Annotated in this window: 17 protein-coding genes; 9 read left to right on the forward strand and 8 right to left on the reverse strand. The window is 41.1% G+C overall.

Going from position 1 to position 16,435, the window contains the following annotated elements:
* Positions 1-41: 41 nt before the first annotated feature.
* Both leuC and leuD read left to right on the forward strand, forming a co-directional pair.
* Complete coding sequence (gene leuC, locus AC27JL_RS16035) at positions 42-1,442, forward strand: 3-isopropylmalate dehydratase large subunit (protein WP_243532324.1); 1,401 nt, start codon at positions 42-44, stop codon at positions 1,440-1,442.
* A complete protein-coding gene (gene leuD, locus AC27JL_RS16040) occupies positions 1,442-2,041 on the forward strand; it encodes a 3-isopropylmalate dehydratase small subunit (protein ID WP_006793759.1) in 600 nt (199 codons plus the stop codon). Before leuC ends, leuD begins: the two co-directional genes overlap by 1 nt.
* An 82-nt stretch (positions 2,042-2,123) precedes the next feature.
* On the opposite strand, the gene AC27JL_RS16045 is transcribed toward leuD, so the two are convergent.
* Positions 2,124-3,632, reverse strand: a complete 1,509-nt coding sequence (locus AC27JL_RS16045) for a DUF3360 family protein (protein ID WP_058430104.1) — start codon at positions 3,630-3,632, stop codon at positions 2,124-2,126.
* Positions 3,633-4,048: 416 nt separating this feature from the next.
* On the opposite strand from AC27JL_RS16045, the gene AC27JL_RS16050 reads away from it, so the two are divergent.
* Together AC27JL_RS16050 and AC27JL_RS16055 are read left to right on the forward strand one after the other, a co-directional pair.
* Positions 4,049-5,035 (forward strand): SRPBCC family protein, encoded by a 987-nt coding sequence (locus tag AC27JL_RS16050; protein WP_487196063.1) that lies wholly within the window; start codon positions 4,049-4,051, stop codon positions 5,033-5,035.
* Between the two features lie 43 nt (positions 5,036-5,078).
* A complete protein-coding gene (locus tag AC27JL_RS16055) occupies positions 5,079-5,672 on the forward strand; it encodes a hypothetical protein (RefSeq protein WP_010557773.1) in 594 nt (197 codons plus the stop codon).
* Between the two features lie 5 nt (positions 5,673-5,677).
* Here the strand turns inward: AC27JL_RS16055 and AC27JL_RS16060 are convergent, their stop codons facing one another.
* Entirely contained in the window at positions 5,678-6,040 is a 363-nt protein-coding gene (locus tag AC27JL_RS16060) for a hypothetical protein (RefSeq protein WP_276754304.1), read from the reverse strand.
* A gap of 97 nt (positions 6,041-6,137) precedes the next feature.
* Here AC27JL_RS16060 and AC27JL_RS16065 point away from each other — a divergent pair, with 97 nt between their 5' ends.
* Positions 6,138-6,584, forward strand: coding sequence for a tellurite resistance TerB family protein (locus AC27JL_RS16065; RefSeq protein WP_487196064.1), 447 nt, complete (start codon positions 6,138-6,140; stop codon positions 6,582-6,584).
* A gap of 11 nt (positions 6,585-6,595) precedes the next feature.
* Here the strand turns inward: AC27JL_RS16065 and AC27JL_RS16070 are convergent, their stop codons facing one another.
* The gene (locus tag AC27JL_RS16070; RefSeq protein WP_010557771.1) at positions 6,596-7,162 is read right to left on the reverse strand and encodes an NADPH-dependent FMN reductase; all 567 of its coding nucleotides are present in this window, start codon (positions 7,160-7,162) and stop codon (positions 6,596-6,598) included.
* A gap of 117 nt (positions 7,163-7,279) precedes the next feature.
* Between AC27JL_RS16070 and AC27JL_RS16075 the strand changes: the two genes are divergently transcribed.
* Positions 7,280-8,179 (forward strand): LysR family transcriptional regulator, encoded by a 900-nt coding sequence (locus AC27JL_RS16075; RefSeq protein WP_004589379.1) that lies wholly within the window; start codon positions 7,280-7,282, stop codon positions 8,177-8,179.
* Here the strand turns inward: AC27JL_RS16075 and norR are convergent.
* Complete coding sequence (gene norR, locus AC27JL_RS16080; RefSeq protein WP_487196065.1) at positions 8,172-9,728, reverse strand: nitric oxide reductase transcriptional regulator NorR; 1,557 nt, start codon at positions 9,726-9,728, stop codon at positions 8,172-8,174. The two genes, AC27JL_RS16075 and norR, sit on opposite strands and share 8 nt — an antisense overlap.
* Positions 9,729-9,888: 160 nt before the next feature.
* On the opposite strand from norR, the gene AC27JL_RS16085 reads away from it, so the two are divergent.
* The 3 genes from AC27JL_RS16085 to hmpA are packed head-to-tail and all read left to right on the forward strand — an operon-like array spanning position 9,889 to position 12,592.
* Positions 9,889-10,158 carry a hypothetical protein gene (locus AC27JL_RS16085; protein ID WP_487196066.1) on the forward strand — a complete coding sequence of 90 codons (270 nt, stop codon included), beginning with the start codon at positions 9,889-9,891 and terminating at the stop codon, positions 10,156-10,158.
* Positions 10,158-11,390 (forward strand): NnrS family protein, encoded by a 1,233-nt coding sequence (locus tag AC27JL_RS16090; RefSeq protein WP_487196067.1) that lies wholly within the window; start codon positions 10,158-10,160, stop codon positions 11,388-11,390. Before AC27JL_RS16085 ends, AC27JL_RS16090 begins: the two co-directional genes overlap by 1 nt.
* A 20-nt stretch (positions 11,391-11,410) precedes the next feature.
* The gene (gene hmpA, locus AC27JL_RS16095) at positions 11,411-12,592 is read left to right on the forward strand and encodes an NO-inducible flavohemoprotein (RefSeq protein ID WP_487196068.1); all 1,182 of its coding nucleotides are present in this window, start codon (positions 11,411-11,413) and stop codon (positions 12,590-12,592) included.
* Between the two features lie 60 nt (positions 12,593-12,652).
* Here the strand turns inward: hmpA and AC27JL_RS16100 are convergent, their stop codons facing one another.
* The 4 genes from AC27JL_RS16100 to AC27JL_RS16115 form a co-directional block, all read right to left on the reverse strand.
* On the reverse strand, positions 12,653-13,024 hold the full coding sequence (locus tag AC27JL_RS16100) for a hypothetical protein (RefSeq protein ID WP_487196069.1): 372 nt from the start codon (positions 13,022-13,024) through the stop codon (positions 12,653-12,655).
* Positions 13,024-14,640 (reverse strand): S41 family peptidase, encoded by a 1,617-nt coding sequence (locus AC27JL_RS16105; RefSeq protein WP_487196070.1) that lies wholly within the window; start codon positions 14,638-14,640, stop codon positions 13,024-13,026. The genes AC27JL_RS16100 and AC27JL_RS16105 overlap by 1 nt, the downstream gene beginning before the upstream one ends.
* Positions 14,641-14,786: 146 nt before the next feature.
* Complete coding sequence (locus AC27JL_RS16110; RefSeq protein WP_033019623.1) at positions 14,787-15,440, reverse strand: endonuclease; 654 nt, start codon at positions 15,438-15,440, stop codon at positions 14,787-14,789.
* 62 nt (positions 15,441-15,502) lie between these two features.
* The gene (locus AC27JL_RS16115) at positions 15,503-16,201 is read right to left on the reverse strand and encodes a hypothetical protein (RefSeq protein WP_487196071.1); all 699 of its coding nucleotides are present in this window, start codon (positions 16,199-16,201) and stop codon (positions 15,503-15,505) included.
* Between the last annotated feature and the right edge of the window lie 234 nt (positions 16,202-16,435).

Consider the following 16,435-nt stretch of genomic DNA (forward strand, 5'->3'; position numbering starts at 1 on the left):
GCACCGTTATGCTGCGACTTAACAAAGTAGGGAATTAGCAAGTGGCCCAAACGTTATACGACAAAATTTGGCAAGCACACACCGTTGCCAGCATAAACGAGCAAACTGATTTACTTTATATTGACCGCCATTTAGTACACGAGGTGACATCACCACAGGCTTTTGCAGGCTTACGTGAAAAAAACCGTACGGTGCGTTGCCCAGAAAAAACCTTTGCAACGATGGATCATAATGTATCGACTAAAAGCCGATCACTTGATGCCGCAAGCGAAGTCTCTAAAAACCAGTTAATGGCGCTAGATGCGAACTGTAAAGAGTTTGGCATTGTACTTTACGATTTAAACTCAATTAACCAAGGTATTGTGCATGTAATGGGCCCAGAGCAAGGTATTACGCTGCCTGGCACTACCATTGTATGTGGTGATAGCCATACTTCTACGCATGGTGCGTTTGGCGCATTAGCACATGGTATTGGTACCTCTGAGGTTGAGCATGTATTAGCAACGCAAACGCTACAGCAAAAAAAGGCAAAATCGTTAAAAATTCAAATTAACGGTGTGCTTCGCCCAACGGTAACTTCTAAAGATTTAATTATGGCGGTTATAGGCAAGTTAGGTACCGCTGGTGGCACAGGTTATGTTGCTGAATTTTGCGGTGAAGGCATTGAAGCACTTTCAATGGAAGCCCGTATGACGCTATGTAACATGAGCATAGAAATGGGTGCTAAAGCGGGTTTAATAGCATCTGACCAAATTACGTATGATTACTTAAAAGGTCGTCCGTTTGCACCAAAAGGCGCTGACTTTGACGCAGCAGTTGAATATTGGGAAAAATTAAAAACAGATGAAGGTGCACACTTTGATTTAGTTGTTGAGCTTGAAGCTGACGACATTCAGCCACAAATTACCTGGGGTACAAGCCCAGAGCAAGTAATTGGTGTTGATGAATGCATACCAGATCCAGACCAAGAGCCAGATTTAATTAAAGCCGACGCTATTCGCAGCGCACTTAGATACATGGATTTAAAAGCGGGCGATAAATTATCAAGCGCGAAAGTAGATACAGTCTTTATTGGCTCTTGTACTAATAGCCGTATTGAAGATTTACGTGCCGCGGCAAAAATTGTTGAAGGCAAGCAAGTAGTAGCTGGCATAGAGGCATTAATTGTACCGGGCTCTGGTCTTGTTAAAAAGCAAGCCGAAGACGAAGGCTTAGCCGATATTTTTAAAGCGGCAGGTTTTGAGTGGCGCGAGCCGGGCTGTTCAATGTGTTTAGCAATGAACGACGACCGCTTAGAGGCGGGCAAACGCTGTGCATCTACGTCTAACCGTAACTTTGAAGGTCGCCAAGGTCGTGGCGGACGTACACATTTAGTAAGCCCTGCAATGGCGGCAGCCGCTGCAATACATGGTCACTTTGTTGATATAAGAGGAGAAGCCTAATGAGCGTATTTTTTAGTGGCTTAATGGCCCCACTTGATAAAAACAATGTAGATACAGACCAAATTATTCCTAAGCAGTTTTTAACATCAACTAGCCGTGATGGTTTTGATGCAGCACTGTTTTACGATTGGCGTTACCTAGAAAACGGCGAACCAAATCCTGATTTTATTTTAAACCGCCCATGCTACCAAGGTGCGCAAATATTATTAACGCGTGACAACTTTGGTTGTGGCTCATCACGTGAGCATGCACCGTGGGCGCTTAAGCAATATGGTTTTGAAGTAATTTTAGCGGAAAGCTTTGCAGATATTTTCTTTAATAACTGTGGCAACAACCAAATGCTAGCCATTGCCCTACCAGCTGATACGCTTGAACAATTGTTTGTACTTAGTGAGCAACACGACGATATAAACATTCAAATCGATCTTGAAAACCAAACACTAACAAGCGATAAGTTTTCGCCAATTAGTTTTGATATTCGTAAAGACGTAAAAGAGCGTTTATTAAGTGGCTTAGATTTTATAGGTGTGACCGAAACGCTAAATCCACAAATTGATGCGTTTGAAAAACAACTTGCTGCTGAGCGCCCTTGGCAGTAACAAAAAGCAATTAATTACATATGAAAACAAAGCGCGGCTGAGTATATAAGCCGCGCTTTTTTATGTTTAAGTTTTCTAATTATTAATGTCTAAAATCTGCCATTAGCGCGGGTATGCCTGGCAGCATACCAACAATAGCCATTACCGTAGTTAAAACTACAAACATAATGAGCGGGATAACCCAGCGGCTCATTTTAGTTAAGTTAGCACTGCGTTCTTTACAGCCAATTAAGCCTAAGTTATCAAGCAGCATAGTTAGAGACCAACCAAAAGCAGGGTTAACCAAGCTTGAGGCAAATACCACAATAGCGGCCGATTGCGTTGTTTTACCTTCGCGTGTCATTTCCATACCCGCCTCTAGCAGCGGAATAAACACACCTACAATAAGCGCAACGCAAAGCACGGGTTGCCAAATGGCTAAATCCATTGGGTAGCCCCATAAACCCGCAACAATACAAAATACGGCTGTTAAAATGGCGCCTGCCGGAATAGGGCGTTTAGCAATAGCGGCAGGGACAATGTAAGTTCCCCACGATGAGGTAAAGTTAGCACCACCGGCTAGCGAGCCAAAGGTTTGTCTAACCGATGCGCTTAGCATGGTGTCGTCTATGTTCATTTGAACTTTTTCAGTGCGTTGCGGGTAACTAATTTTTTGAAATACTTGATGCCCTAAAAAATCCGGTGACCACATAGCCACAGCTAATACCGCAAACGGCAGCACAACCACAAAGCTTTCAAGCGTAGGTAAGCCCAGCATCCAGCCTGTGTTTTCGCCCCACCAATAAGCTGGGTTCATATTTGGTAAGCCCGGCGCGGTATTAAATTCAAACGGCGCACCGAGTGCAAATGCAACCACACCGCCAATAAGGCAGCTAAGCGGCACAGCTAACCAGCGCTTTTTAAAGTGCTCAAGTAACGCATACAATAAAATGGTCGCCAAAATAACAATAAACGCAATGTGCGCCATATCAATGGCCTCAGCCCATGCAAACAGTTTTTTAACCTGCGAAATTGTGCCAATAAAGCCTAAATATATAAGTAAGCCCCCGCACACGCCTTTACTTGTTAAGCGTGCCAGCAAGCTCCCTCCTTTGGTTATGGCTAAAATAAAGCCAAAGGCACCAATCAGTAAGCCAAACGCCATAGGATGGCCGCCAGCGGCAACCACAATAGGAATAAGTGGAATAAGTGGGCCATGAGTACCCGCTAAGTTAGCGGTAGGTAAAATAAAGCCCGAAAACAAAATAATAAAAATAGAAACAATCAGTAATTCATAGCGTACGTTCTCTAACACAAACGCATCGCTTAAACCTAGTGGCGCTGCAAATGTAGCGGCAATAGCACCCACCATAACCACTTTACCAATAGTGCCCGCCATGGCAGGAATCGTGTCTTCAAATTCAAAGCGGTAGTCTCTAAAGGGTAAATTAGGCCGCCAGCGCTTAGGCTGCATAATTTGCAGTTCGTGCTCTAGGTATTCGTCGCGGGTATTAAACTCTGAACTGGGTTTATGGTTGTTTTGATAGCTGTTGGTATTGTCGTGCAATGTACTTTTGTGATCTGAGTTGTGACCCTTTGGGGTTACTGACATAGTCCCTCCTGTTACTCGTTGCTTATTTACTAATACGGCTTTTGTTAAAGCAAATGAATAGTGAACAAGCAGGGTAAATCAGCTTTTACTCAGGAATGTATAGGCAAAAGGTCGTGTATGGTTGTTTTTAATACAGTTAATTTAAAAAACAGCTTTACACTAAAAGTCATAAATTACAGAAAATGATTAAAAGTTTATATAGATCATGCTCTTGAATGTGTCATTAAAGATGCTCAGAGCTATTTGCAGAAATAGTATCGTGTTAACGGCAGGTTATTATCCTTTAGTCTTAGTGGTTGTTAAAGTTGTTTTATTTCAAGCTATTTGTTTGCGGGAGCCGTTAATTTTGTTTTATTTGTGGTGGAATAATACATCTGTTACTTTCTGATTGTTAATAACAACAATAAAGAATAGAGATGCAATTCAACTCCCCTAAATCAATTGGTATTTTACTCGGTACGCTTTACGGCATATTTATGCGGCTGTTTGTAGAGCTGCTTGATACTTATAATTTAAGTAGCCTTGTGTCTATTTCCTTTATGTTTTTAGTGCCCGTTGCAATTGGCTATATTCGTATTCACTTTGAATTTAAAAGCTCAAATACATTAACAAAAAGGCAAATGGTGACAATTGCTTGGCAGCCAATTTTTGTTTTTTTACTTGTAAGTGTTATTACGTTACTTGAAGGCAGTATTTGTGTGGCAATGGCTTTGCCTGCTTTTATGCTCTTTGCAAGTATTGGAGGTTTACTGGCAGGCTTTATTAAAAATCGCAAAACAAAAAACGCTAACCGTTCTTTACTTTCAATCGCTTTACTTCCTGTATTGCTCTCACCTATTGAGGTAAATTATTTACACTTATCAAAAACGTACGAAGTCACCAACTCTATAATTATTGAAGCGCCTATAAACCATGTGTGGCAGCAGCTTGCAAATGTAAGCACCATAGAGCCACAAGAATTGCCATTTTCGCTTACCCAGTTAATCGGTGTACCTAAACCTTTAGAGGCAAATATGAATGCTACGGGTGTTGGTGCAATTAGAACCAGTAAATGGCAAAAAGGGGTTATATTTAAAGAAGTTATTACTGATTGGCAGCCAAATAAACAGATGCTTTATAGATTTGAGATAGACCCTGATGCTATTCCCGATGATGCACTCGATAAACATGTAAAACTAGGCGGCGAATACTTTTCACCTCTTTACGGTGGATATGCGTTAAGTGAAGATAAAAGCGGCAATACCATTTTAACTTTAAAAACGACCGTGCAAGATAATACAAATTTTGGTGTTTATTCGCGAATATGGGGTGAGGTAATTTTTCAAGACTTCCATTATTCACTTTTAACATTAATGAAAAGCAGAGCAGAAAAGCCACTTGTCGCAGCTATTTCCTATTATTAACTTAAACCGCTATGGTATTAAAAAACTATTATAAGAGTACTTTATGAAATTATTAACGGCAGCAACGTTATTACTTGCTTCATCAGCCGCTATTGCACGCCCTGCGCCTTTGGTATCTATACCAACACACGATGCATTTTTTAATAATATAGCAGCGTATTGTGGGAAAGCGTTTGAGGGCAAAGTAAGTGTAGATAATGCAAAAGGCCCAAGCTCATTTGATAATAAAAAGTTAGTTATGCATGTACGTAAATGTACTGATAGCGAGCTACAAGTGCCATTTCATGTGGGTGATGATGCATCGCGTACGTGGATCATTACTAAAACGGGCAGTGGTTTGAGCTTAAAGCATGATCATCGCCATAAAGATGGCACTGACGACGCTTCTACTATGTATGGCGGTCATACACTTGATGCGGGTTTTGCACAAATGCAGTCTTTCCCGGCAGATCAATACTCTAAAGAATTATTTGTAGCACAAGGTATTGAACAGTCGGCAGGTAATACATGGCAAATGTATATTTATCCTGAGGTATTTACGTATCGGTTAATTCGCCAAGGGCGCGAGTTTAAGGTGGACTTTGATTTAACTAAACCTATTACGCCACCCGCTGCACCATGGGGATACGAAGAGTAAGCGTATTATTCAGGCTCCTCGCATTGCAATAAAACCGTTAAAGGTGGTTGATAAGCGCGTGGTTTAGTAGGAAAACGTTCGTACTCTTGCACGCCTTCAAGCACTTTTAACATAAAAGTGTTACCACGGCATAACCTGTCTGCATGGCGCAGTAAAAACATACTTTGATTAGCAAAGTGTTTGTAATCGTCTGATTGTATTTCTATTTTATAATTGCTGTTGTCAATTTTGGTTTGATAATAATGAACTTTGTTATCAAAGTCGTATGATTTTTCTTTTTCGACGGTGTCGGCCAGTGCAGTGCCTGTATTCGAAAGGCCCACCAGTACGCAACTAATGATAAGTCGCGGTGAAAATAACCCTTTCATAAAATGTATCCTTTAATTTGCGAACTTAATACCCATTAAATACTCATACAAGTTCGGTTTATGTACGTTAAGTCTAACACCCAAAAGAGATAATGTGATGTTCAAACAAATAAAACAGCTTTTTACAGCATTCGATGATCCAGCGCCAAGTATAGAACCACACGATTTAAAAACAGCGGTAGCAGCGTTGTTAATTGAAGTAATGCGTGCAGATACCAAGCTCAACCATGATGAACAACACACCCTGACTGTAACCTTAAAAAAGTATTTTAATTTAACTGATTCTGAGGTTGAAGAACTCACTACCAATGCAGCAAGTAGTTTAGATGGTGCAATTGATTACTTTCAGTTTTCAAAGCAGATTAATGAGCATTGCAGTGCGGCAGAGCGAATAGAGATAATAGAATTGCTGTGGCGTTTAGCCTACGCAGACGGTGAAATAGACCCACAAGAAGAGTACGTAATACGTAAAATAGCGGGTCTATTATATGTAACGCATGTTGATTTTATCGCCGCAAAAATAGCGGCGACAAAGCAAAAGTAAAGCGTATAAGGTTACTTTAATTTGCTTGCAACACTGACTAATTGATGAGCAAGCGAAGATACTTTATCAGCTATTTCTGGGTCGCTAATTTGGCCATTGTCATCAAAAACAGAAAACGCAGACGGTACAGCAAGTTGGTCGGCAAGCACTAACGAACCAATGCCGCTTAAAATATCACGTACGTGGTTTAAACCGCGTAAACCTCCTAATCCACCCGGTGAAGTAGCAAATAAGGCCACAACTTTATTACGAAACGCCGGTACTGCACCTTGCTCAGTGCGTGAGGCCCAGTCTATAGCGTTTTTTAACGGCGCAGTGATAGACCCGTTATACTCTGGGCTTGCCAGTAAAATACCATCTGCAGAGCGAAGTTTGTCTTTTAAACGTTGTGCATCAGCGGGTGTGCCTTGTGCTTCAATGTCCTCGTTAAATAGTGGAATATCTAACTCGTTTAACTGAATAACTTCTACTTCAGCGCCTGTTTGCAGAGCAAAACGTGCTGCTTCATTAATAAGTTTTTGATTAAAGCTTTCTTTACGTAAGCTGCCCGCAAGCGCGATAATTTTTGGTGCTGACATAATTAAGACCTTTTATTGGTTGGGTATGACACTAATGTAGCAAATTTTTGCTTGTAGAAAACCCGAATAAACGCAACACTTATGTGCGTATATGCACATAAGTAGAAGGCGGGTAGCGTGGCAATAAAATTTGACGACTGGCAAGACGTAAAAGTTGCCTTTGAAGTGGCAAGGCTAGGTACTTTGACCGCCGCAGCAGAGGCATTAAGTGTGCACCATAGCACAGTGTTGAGACGCATAAATAACTTAGAGAAAAACTTAAATGTACGGTTATTTCATCGCCATGCGCGCGGATATAAAGTAACCGAAAGCGGGGCAAAATTATTTGAAACCGCACAAGCAATAGATAACTCACTCGAAGGTTTACATAATGCGATTGCCGCAGCCGATAGTGAGCTCAGAGGGAGCTTGTTACTGACTACCGTAAGTGGTTTTATGGATATGCTAAGCAACGTGTGTGAGCAATTTCAAACATTGCATCCGCAAGTGCAGCTAGAAGTGATTTTAGAGCAAAAGCGCTTAAGGCTTGACCACGGACAAGCTCATATAGCAATACGTGTAGGCCCCAAACCTGATGAAGGCGACTATATAGCGCAGCACTTAGCTAAGCTATCGGCCGGCCTATATGCTCACAAACGTTATATTGCTAAACACGGCATGCCAAAAACCTTAGATGATTTAAAGCAGCATAATTTTATATCGGGTATTGCGGGATTTAATGCGCGTGTACCGTACTTTAGCTGGGTTGATGAGTTTATTCCTCAGTCGCAAATTAAATTAAGAGTATCAGAAACCTCAGAAGCGGCGCGTGCGGTTATTAAAGGCTTAGGCATAGGGGGGTTGCATCAAAGCGCGATAGAAAATAACCCCGACGTAGTGCCTATATTGCACGACAAATTACATTGGGAGTTTGACTCTTGGTTGGTTACTCACCATTTAGTACACCGCACGGCCAAAGTGCAAGCCTTTGCTGCGTTATTAAAAACCTACTTTAGTAACATGCCACACGTTAAATAGTTTTTTTTACTTTAATGCCTAAGCGTTTGGCAAGCCTAACTAGGTTGGCTCTGTCGAGTTCAAGGGTTCGTGCAGTAGCTGCCCAATTATAATTATGCTGTTTTAATTGCTCGGTAATAACCGTAAATTGCAAAGATTCAACGGCCTGTTTTAAGGGCTGATGATGGGCAGTGTGGGCGGTAATTGGCGTGCTAACATGCGCGGTGTTGTTTGGTTGTTGGGCTAAATCGCAGTGCTCGCTTGTAATTGTTATTATTGGGTTTTTCCACTGGCTATGTTTAGCCTTTAATGCGCTGCGGCTAATAACATGCTCAAGCTCGCGTACATTACCAGGCCAACTGTATTGGTTGAGTAATACTTGCGCTTCAGTGCTTAGCTTTAATTGTTTTATACCTAATTTACGGGCAGTTTGTTCAATAAAATAACCAGCCAATAAAGTTATGTCGTGCTCGCGTTTATTAAGTGGCGGCACGGTAATAGGGTAAACACTTAGCCGGTGATATAAATCGGCTCTAAAGCGGCCTTGCGCTACCTCATGTTTTAAATCACGATTAGTGGCTGCTATTACCCTTACATCCACATATTTTGGCGTGTCTTCTCCCACTGTTTGTATTTCACCACTTTGCAACACCCGCAATAATTTGCTTTGCATAGCCAATGGTAGCTCGCCAATTTCGTCTAAAAATAACGTGCCGCCATCAGCTAGCTGAAACTTACCTTGGCGGGCATTTTGTGCGCCAGTAAATGAGCCTTTGGCGTGGCCAAAAAACTCACTCTCTGCAAGATTTTCGGGAAGAGAAGCACAATTTAAGTGAATAAGCGGTTGATCTTTTCGGGCAGAATTTAAGTGAATATTACGCGCTACTAGCTCTTTCCCTACGCCCGTTTCTCCTAACACCAATACACTAAAATTAGAGGCCTCTACGAGTTTTATTTCATTTTTTAGCGTTTGCATTACAGGGCTTTGGCCAATAATTTCGCCGCCATCGCGAGTAAGTGCATCACGCGTTAGCGCTTGTACAAGGGCGTTTGAATGCTGTGCATGGTGTTTGTAATAGGCAAGCTCTAGGGCTGTTTTAAAATGCGCACTGCACAGTGTTTGTAAGGTACTGAGTGTATCTGCGCTAATCCTGCTAAAGGCATTTGCGTTTAAGCTATCGAATGTAAGCACGCCTAGCAAAGTGCTTTTATCGTAAAGGGGTAAGCCTAAGCAAGCATGCACAGGAATATCGCCCGTTTTGGCCAGCAGTAGGCCGTCGTATGGGTCGGGCAGGGGGCAGTCGTGTGCAAACTGTAATGCGTGGCTTGCACTACAAATGGACGCTAATCGTGGGTGTTCTGCTATTTTAAAGCGCCTGCCAAGGCTGTCGGGCATCAGACCTTTGATAGCTAAGGGCTTGAGTTGCTCGCCCTGCACGACAAGTAACGCACTGGCATCACTAGGTATTACACGTTCAACCGTTGCCAATAATTGATCAAAGCTGTGCTCGTGCAGCGTGCTTTGGGCAAGCTCTAAAGCCACTTGGGTAAGGTTGAATTGCTGGTTCATGTCAAAATGACCTATTTGTGTTTTTATGATTTAAATTCGAGTGTGTCATAAAGACTCAATTTGTAAAGTGTTTATTTTTAACTTGCTGAATATTAATGTTTTATTTTATTGGCACGCTATGTGTAATAGCTAAGTAACGTTAATGGTTACTGAGGTAGTTATGAACACACTTACACTAAATAATGTAAACAACCAGGTTGAGTTAGGCGCATTTTTTAAATCGCTATTATTTACTGCTAATGCAGTATTAGGGCTTAGCGCTATTTGTATGGTTGCGAGCATTTTAATTAGTTACCCGTACGCAGAGCACTTTTCGATGCAGGTACAAATATCAGCGCATATTAGTACGATTGTAGTGGCAGCTATTTTAAAAGTTAGTTATGTGCTGCGTTGTGTTGCGCAACATAGTTTAGGGCAGGAAGTACGCTAATGCGCCCACTAAATTTAACAGAGCCAATGCCAGCGCACATAGCTATTCATCACGTAACAAAATGGCCGTTATGGATGCTTGCATTTAGACCCTACTTTTTAGCAGGCGGTTTGCTGGCATTTTTATCGATAGGGTATTGGTTACTTATTTTAACGGGCTATGCTAGTTGGCACTTAACCATGCCAGCCACACTTTGGCACGCGCACGAAATGCTATTTGGCTTTGCAGGAGTGGTAGCAGTCGGTTTTTTACTTACGGCGGCACAAACTTGGACAGGCGTTGAAAGTATAAGTGGCAAAGCACTTATGCTGCTTACTTTTGTATGGATAAGTGCTCGTTTAGCGTTTTTTATAAAGCTGGCTGATTTTGCTAATGCTAATTTATGGCTTGTTACTGTGCTACAGCTAGCATGGTGGCTAGGGGCAATTACGGCGCTGGCTAATATGCTATTAACAGCACGCAGTAAAAATAACTACCCGTTTTTAGCTATTTTAAGCGTGTTGTGCGCCCTTAATACTCTTTATTTACTACTTGTTTTAAATAACAACATGCAGCTTGCATTAGCTGTGGTTGACACTGCGGTATTGGTTGTCAATTTACTGGTCGGCATTGTAGCAGGGCGGGTTATTCCTTTTTTCACAGCTAAAGGCTTAGCGCTTAGCGAGCAAGTACACACTTCTAAAATTGATAAAGCACTGCTGTATTTATCAATATTGGCAATTACTTTATTTTTTATCAGTAAATTATTTTTAAGCTCAATTAGCCCTGCATTCATTGTTGCAATAGTGGCTGTGATTCACTTAATTCGCGCAAAACTTTGGTGGCATGCAAACGTACTAAAAGTGCCTTTATTATGGTCTTTGCATTTTTCTTATTTTGCTTTAGGTGTTGGCTTAATGATGATTGCATTTAGCTTTTACACAAGCGTAATACCCTTCAAAGATGCGCTCCACCTTATCACTATTGGCACAATAGGGATGATGATTTTAGCCATGATGACCCGTGTATCGCTGGGGCATACAGGGCGTACGCTTAATACACCTAAATATATATCTGTTGCTTTTGCGCTTGTGCTGGTGGCAGCTATTACTCGCTCCATACTCCCCTTAATTATTGCGCCACACTTTGCTTGGCAGATCAGTGCCTTGCTGTGGTTAGTGGCTTTTTTATTATTTTTAATTTACTGCACACCTATATTAACGCGCCGTCGTGTTGATGGGCGCCGTGGTTAGTTTACCTACAGGACTACATTATGTTATCTGATAAAACCATTGAGATTGTTAAAAGCACTGTTCCGTTATTAGCGCAAGCCGGCACGGTTGTGACCGATCATTTTTATAAGCGACTATTTAGCCATAACTCAGAGCTTAAAAATATTTTTAATATGGCGAATCAAAACACCGGGCGCCAGCAATTTGCTTTGTTTAACGCATTAGCGGCATACGCTCAAAACATTGATAACTTAGCGGTGTTAAAAGAGGCATTAGCGCGCATTAACCATAAGCACACCAGTTTAAATATTTTACCAGAGCACTACCCCATTGTTGGTGCTCACTTAATTGGCACCTTAAAAGAGCTAATACCAGAGCAGTTTACGCCGGATGTAGAATACGCTTGGCGTGAAGCTTACGCACTGCTTGCTGATATTTGTATAACCGAAGAAGCGGCTTTATATGAGCACAGTAAAAATAAACATGGTGGTTGGGCGGGCACGCGCCAATTTGAAATAACCAACAAACAGGTTGAATCAGCATTCGTAACAAGTTTTACACTAACGCCTATAGATGGCAAAGCGGTGATTACCCATAAACCAGGCCAGTATTTAGGGGTTAAAGTTAAACCAGCGGGCGCTGAATATGAAGAAATTCGCCAGTATTCTATTTCGCAAAAAAGTAACGGTAAAAACTACCGTATTAGTGTTAAAAAAGAGCTACGGCCAAAGCCTGGCATGGTGTCTAATTATTTACACTCACTAGCTCAAGGCGACGTAGTTGAACTGTACCCGCCTGCAGGTGATTTCTTTTTACGAAATAGTAAAAAACCAGCGGTACTTATTTCAGCAGGTGTAGGGCAAACGCCAATGCTTGCGATGCTCGAAACGCTATTAAGCGATAACCCTAAGCAATATATTATGTATTTACATGCGTGCGAAAATACGCAGCAGCACTCATTTGCACACTATTTAAATGAATTAAGTACGGCTTATAACAGCTTGCAAACTATTACGTGGTTTAATCAAAGTAGTGAAGGGGCTGATTTTACAGGGTTAATGGACTTAGCAGCCATAAAAACACAGTTACCTCTTACAAATGGCGATTTTTACTTATGTGGCCCCGCTGGGTTTATGGCGTTTGTGAAAAGCCAGTTACTGGCACTAGGTGTTAAAAACGAGCATATTCATTACGAAATGTTTGGTCCGCATCAAGACTTATAAACCAAGAGAAAAACGATAAAGGCACACAGCATAAATGCTGTGTGCCTTTTTAATAGTATTTTATTGTGCTTTACAACTTACGTTTTTAAGCTCAATAGACATATCTTTTTTAGGATAATAAAGCACGCATTGCTCGCCAATAATTTGTAAAACAAACTTTTCAGACTTGATATTATGCGCGCCCATTATGGGCATACCATTGGGATCTTTACTTGTACCATGGCTTAGTAAAAGCTCACTGCGTTTGGTAAAAACGGTGTCGGCCAGTGTAACAAGCTTACCGCCTTTAGCTTTTATTATTGCCTGTTGCAGCACAGTTATAACGCCTGGGTTAACCTCTGTTAATAGCGCAGGCTTTGCAACGGCATTATTCATACTATTACACCCCCCAACACTTATTAATACAGTGAGCACCGCTAGTAACTTTACCATTATTGCTCCTCAGACAACGTAGGCCATGTTAGGTCCATGTTACCGCGGGTAAGATCATTTGGTGCGTTTAAAGGCTGCAGTTTTTCGCTCGTAGCAGCAAAGCTTGGTACATCTACTTTACTATTAGCGACCGTTGTTGTGATTGGGCACTCGCCGTTATTATCTATATGAAAAAGTGCTGTAGATAGTAACCCTTCGTTGCTATCACCAAGTTGATTATCAAAGTCATCACTAACAACACACCCTTGTACATCGGCATTAAATTGTGGTGTTGGTGTTGGGGTAAAGCCTGCGGCATATTCGCCAAAACCTTTACTGTTAACGCCACTAAATTGAATGGTGTAGTAGGTTGTTCCACAGTTGTGTGTAGGCGTGAATCCGTATGGTTTACCACAGGTTGTATCGCCAATAAGTACCACCTCTGCATCTATTCCTTTTAAGCCATTAATAAATGCTTCAGAGGCTGAACAGGTACCTGATGTACTTAGTACATACACTTTAGATAAGTTTAAATCAGGTAATTTATCGCCAGTACTAAAAAACGTTGAGTAATCTATTTCTTCGTCAATAAATGGAAATGGAGAATCGACAGGCTGTTTATCATTTTGTTGTGTTTGATAGTAAAAGCGGTTTTGTACATTGGCACTTCCTGCCACCATATACGCTAGCTGCGCAGACAGCGCTAATAAACCACCGCCGTTGTATCTAAAATCAATAACGAGTTCGTCTACGTTATCGGTTCTAAATTTATTTACTGCATCAATTAGGCCCTCTTGGGCAATACCTATATGACTATTAAACTGCATATAACCAACGCGCGTATTATTGCTTGTTACAATCGTTTTTACATTTTGAACAGGCGTTTGCTCAATGTTACCCGCTGTGACGTTAAATGTTTTTTCCGTGCCGTCGTTACTGCGAACAACAATTGTATGCGAATCACCGTTGGTTGGGCTAAATAAGCCTTCGTTTAAAGTATCAATCCCGGCTTGGGTATTGGTATTAATACTTACGCCATCCACTTCAAGTACGGTATCGCCTCGTTGAAAGCCAATTTGGCTTGCTGGTGAGTCATCTTCAAGGTAAGCAACACGTAAAATTCTATCGGCTGAATCACCAATAAATGCCCAGTTAATACCATAACCAGAGGTAACGCCCGATTGTGCTTCTTGGAAGTAATCTTCAGAGGGTTCTGAAAAATGAAAGTTATCTTTTTTAGCGCCTGAATCGGTTAGCTCTTCGGTTTTTAGTTGAGCAAAATAGTCAGCCACGGTATCGAACGACTCAGGGTCGTTATCGGCTATTTCGTCATACCACAGGTATGTTTCGTCGCTCCATGAGCGAAGCCATAGTTTTTCGTATAAGGCTGAGCCAGCTTGGTCAGGGTAAGGCTCATTATTATTAAACGGGTCGTTACCTGTACGCGGTGTTTCACAAAAGTTTTTGAGTTCGTCTGAAGGTTCAAATACACCGGCAGTCCATGTCGGTGTGCTACTTGTAGGTGGCGTGACAGGCGCTGGTGTAGTGTTGCTACCTCCGCCTCCACCACAACCTGTTAAAGCAAAAACTGAGAGCGCGCTAATAATTGCAAGCGATAGAGTGTTGTTTTTAAACATATTCGGTACTTCCTGTAAATAAGTTGTTTAAAATACTACAACACCTGATTATTTATTCAACGTTTTGCTTTTTCTTTATGTAAATAATTGTGTCATTTTTTATTGGTAAAGCAGTATTTTAAGTTCGCTTATCAGCGGGAATATCATTACATTTTTTGTATAGTGCTTTTTAGTGCTAGATCTTGCTTTTGCCACGCATTAAAAAGTTTTTGTTGTTGTTTTGAAATTTTTAAACCATAGGTTTTTTGCATGTAAGCATAGGCGTCGGCAATTTTTTTACGGGCATAAAATGGTGGTTCAACAACACGTTGCTTAAAGTTTACTTTTACATCGCATTGGCCGTATTGAGTCGCGGCTCCACCTAGCATGCCAAAACGATAATTAGAGCGGTCAGCATTTATTTCGCCAATTGCGGGGGCTAAGTTATTTATATCAGCTTCCATTTTTCGAAATTTTTCGCTGACTTTACGGCAGTTTTTCCGCCCACCATTTTGCCAACATTGTAGTTGATGCCCAAACTCCCATGCCGATACAATATGCTCCCATTCAATACGTAAAGCGCGCTGGTTTACTTTGCCTGAGCGGGTAAATGTATTACGAGGTACATAGCCACAACCCGTTGGATCTGGCACTAGTTTTTTACCTTGTTTTTTAATATCACAACCGCAATACAGGCTTTTTGCATTGTGCGGTAGCGTTTTTATTAAGTGCTTTTTAGCAGTAGAGAAGCGAGTAAAGTCTTTACTTGATACCGAAAAACAGACACAGCAAGCCAGTAAGGCCAAAATCAATCGGGTCATATCCATCACATACGTGAACTACAGGAGCCCCTAGTTTACTGGCTCAACAGGCAAACATAAACTTATTTAAATCTGCGTTTAATCCTTATGTTTTGCAATAGCAGTAAAAAGCCAGTTAAACAAAAAAGCACACTGGTTGCAGCAAAGCTAATTAATAGAGGATTGTTAAAGTTTTCACGTTCATCGTAATCCATAATATGCAGCATCCAAAAAAAATCGAAAATTCGCCACAGTGTGCTGCGCACAGTAATCACTTTGCCCGTATCTGATGACAAATAGAGTGTGGTGCTCAATGTATCGTTAAATTGTACTTTCCATACATCTTTTTTATAACCGCTTTCTCTTGGTCCTAAACCTAATAAAGTGGTACTTACTGGTTGAGCATCAATAAGTAAATGCGCGTGTGCATTAGCAATTATTTGCTGTTTATTGGGGGCTTTAAATGGTTGCCCAGTAATGCCATTAAAACTTTGAGGGTTGCCTTCACTGGTTACAGTTATAAGTGGGGTAGATAAAAAATGCGCAAAGGTTATTTTAGTCGGATTAGTTACTTGTGAAACAATATTATCAATTGATGCAACGTAATCGCTACTTTTAAAGGGGTTAGCTAGGGTGCGTGTTGCTAGGTGTTTACCATGTACTTTTTCAAGCGGAATAGCGCTCATAACCAAACCGCCAAGCAACCAAGCTAGTATTTGTATTCCTAATAAATAGCCCAACCATTTATGAAGTTTACGTGCTGGTTTAAAAACTTTTTTCATGTGTGTTTATCTTATTATTTTTACAAGACATTTTACGCGATGGTTGAGCAAGGTGAGTGCGACAAAATGTCGCACTAGTGCATTAAAATAGCGTTTCAGCACAATAGCGCCAATTGTAAGTAGCAATCGCACTCTAAAATAAGAGTATTACCATATAAAACGTCTATTTATAGGGTGTTGATTTGGTATAAAGGTAAAACTGCGTTAAAGTTTGCATGGTAACCATTAGAGGAT

It is taken from the genome of Pseudoalteromonas sp. 4NS20-0020, assembly GCF_057554385.1.

Bases quoted from the DNA above. Each gene is read 5' to 3' on its own strand.
- AC27JL_RS16060 (WP_276754304.1), bottom strand. From the start codon at position 6,040: ATGAAAGGGTTATTTTCACCGCGACTTATCATTAGTTGCGTACTGGTG.
- leuD (WP_006793759.1), top strand. From the start codon at position 1,442: ATGAGCGTATTTTTTAGTGGCTTAATGGCCCCACTTGATAAAAACAAT.
- AC27JL_RS16105 (WP_487196070.1), bottom strand. From the start codon at position 14,640: ATGTTTAAAAACAACACTCTATCGCTTGCAATTATTAGCGCGCTCTCA.
- AC27JL_RS16045 (WP_058430104.1), bottom strand. From the start codon at position 3,632: ATGTCAGTAACCCCAAAGGGTCACAACTCAGATCACAAAAGTACATTG.
- AC27JL_RS16070 (WP_010557771.1), bottom strand. From the start codon at position 7,162: ATGTCAGCACCAAAAATTATCGCGCTTGCGGGCAGCTTACGTAAAGAA.
- AC27JL_RS16085 (WP_487196066.1), top strand. From the start codon at position 9,889: ATGAACACACTTACACTAAATAATGTAAACAACCAGGTTGAGTTAGGC.
- AC27JL_RS16055 (WP_010557773.1), top strand. From the start codon at position 5,079: ATGAAATTATTAACGGCAGCAACGTTATTACTTGCTTCATCAGCCGCT.
- norR (WP_487196065.1), bottom strand. From the start codon at position 9,728: ATGAACCAGCAATTCAACCTTACCCAAGTGGCTTTAGAGCTTGCCCAA.
- AC27JL_RS16090 (WP_487196067.1), top strand. From the start codon at position 10,158: ATGCGCCCACTAAATTTAACAGAGCCAATGCCAGCGCACATAGCTATT.
- AC27JL_RS16065 (WP_487196064.1), top strand. From the start codon at position 6,138: ATGTTCAAACAAATAAAACAGCTTTTTACAGCATTCGATGATCCAGCG.
- AC27JL_RS16050 (WP_487196063.1), top strand. From the start codon at position 4,049: ATGCAATTCAACTCCCCTAAATCAATTGGTATTTTACTCGGTACGCTT.
- AC27JL_RS16115 (WP_487196071.1), bottom strand. From the start codon at position 16,201: ATGAAAAAAGTTTTTAAACCAGCACGTAAACTTCATAAATGGTTGGGC.
- hmpA (WP_487196068.1), top strand. From the start codon at position 11,411: ATGTTATCTGATAAAACCATTGAGATTGTTAAAAGCACTGTTCCGTTA.
- AC27JL_RS16100 (WP_487196069.1), bottom strand. From the start codon at position 13,024: ATGGTAAAGTTACTAGCGGTGCTCACTGTATTAATAAGTGTTGGGGGG.
- AC27JL_RS16110 (WP_033019623.1), bottom strand. From the start codon at position 15,440: ATGACCCGATTGATTTTGGCCTTACTGGCTTGCTGTGTCTGTTTTTCG.